This window comes from Thioalkalivibrio sp. ALR17-21, from assembly GCF_000420185.1.
GTDB classification, from domain to species: Bacteria; Pseudomonadota; Gammaproteobacteria; order Ectothiorhodospirales; family Ectothiorhodospiraceae; genus Thioalkalivibrio; species Thioalkalivibrio halophilus.
Genome location: NZ_ATUL01000060.1, coordinates 1 through 1,428, shown reverse-complemented (window position 1 = coordinate 1,428; position 1,428 = coordinate 1). Strand labels below are relative to the sequence as shown.

The 1,428-nt window shown below is 64.8% G+C and carries 1 protein-coding gene; it reads right to left on the bottom strand.

Features of this window, described 5'->3' with window-relative positions; translation table 11 throughout:
* Window positions 1–103: 103 nt before the first annotated feature.
* Window positions 104–1,270 carry a nucleotide sugar dehydrogenase gene (locus tag G020_RS0114530; protein WP_024330098.1) on the bottom strand — a complete coding sequence of 389 codons (1,167 nt, stop codon included), beginning with the start codon at window positions 1,268–1,270 and terminating at the stop codon, window positions 104–106.
* Window positions 1,271–1,428: the final 158 nt, after the last annotated feature.

Genomic DNA, 1,428 nt, shown 5'->3' with positions numbered 1-1,428 from the left:
CTGGCCTCCTGCGGCAACCCGGCACCCCGTAGGAGGCCGGCCCTCCGGCCGATTGGGGTCTGGACAGGCCCGATCGGCCAGGGGGCTGGCCTCCTACGGAGCGTTAATCGTTGTTGAAGAGGTCGCGGGTGTAGATCTTGTCGGCCTGGTCGCGGATGTCGTCGGTGATGCGGTTGGCGACGATCACGTCCGCCTCGCGCTTGAACTGTTCGAGGTCGCGGATGACGCGGGAACGGTAGAACTCGTCGTCCGGGAGCTCGGGCTCGTACACGATCACCTCGATGCCCTTGGCCTTGATGCGCTTCATCACGCCCTGGATGGCGGAGGCGCGGAAGTTGTCGGACCCGCTCTTCATCACCAGGCGGTAGATGCCGACCACCTTCGGATCGCGGGCGATCACGGCATCGGCCACGAAGTCCTTGCGCGTGCGGTTGGCGTCGACGATGGCCTTGACGATGTTATTGGGGATCTCGTCGTAGTTGGCCAGCAGCTGCTTGGTGTCCTTGGGCAGGCAGTAGCCGCCGTAGCCGAACGACGGGTTGTTGTAGTGGCTGCCAATGCGCGGGTCCAGGCACACGCCGTCGATGATCTGCCGGGTATCCAGGCCGTGGGTCTCGGCGTAGGTGTCCAGCTCGTTGAAATACGCCACGCGCATGGCAAGGTAGGTGTTGGCGAACAGCTTGATCGCCTCGGCCTCGGTGGAGTTGGTGAACAGCATGGGGATGTCGTCGTCCACGGCGCCTTCGGCCAGCAGGTTGGCAAAGGTTTCGGCGCGATCGGACTGTTCACCGACGATGATCCGCGACGGGTGCAGGTTGTCGTACAGCGCCCGGCCCTCGCGCAGGAACTCGGGCGAGAACACGACGTTGTCGGTCTCCATCTGCGCCTTGATCTCGCGCGTGTAGCCCACGGGCACGGTGGACTTGATCACCATGGTGGCGTGCGGGTTGATGGCCAGCACGTCGCGGATGACGGATTCGACCGAGCGGGTATTGAAGTAGTTGGTCTGCGGGTCGTAGTCGGTGGGCGTGGCGATGATGATGAACTCCGCGCCCTGGTACGCCTGCTGCGGATCCAGGGTCGCGGTCAGGTTCAGGGAGCCGTTGCCCAGGAACTCCTCGATCTCGGCATCGATGATCGGCGATTCGCCCCGGTTGATCTTCTCGACCTTCTCCGGCACCACGTCCAGCGCCACCACCTCGTGGTGCTGCGCCAGCAGCACGGCATTCGACAGGCCCACATAACCGGTTCCGGCCACCGCAATCTTCATTCCGTCATCCTTCCTGATCTTCTTGATTTCCCGACCCGCCGATCGGCCACCCCCCGTAGGAGGCCAGCCCCCTGGCCGATCGGGCCCTGGACACGCCCATCGCGCAGAGGGCTGCGCTCCTACACCGTGGGAGGCCAGCCCCCTGGCCGATCGGGCCC

Bases quoted from the DNA above. Each gene is read 5' to 3' on its own strand.
- G020_RS0114530 (WP_024330098.1), bottom strand. From the start codon at position 1,270: ATGAAGATTGCGGTGGCCGGAACCGGTTATGTGGGCCTGTCGAATGCC.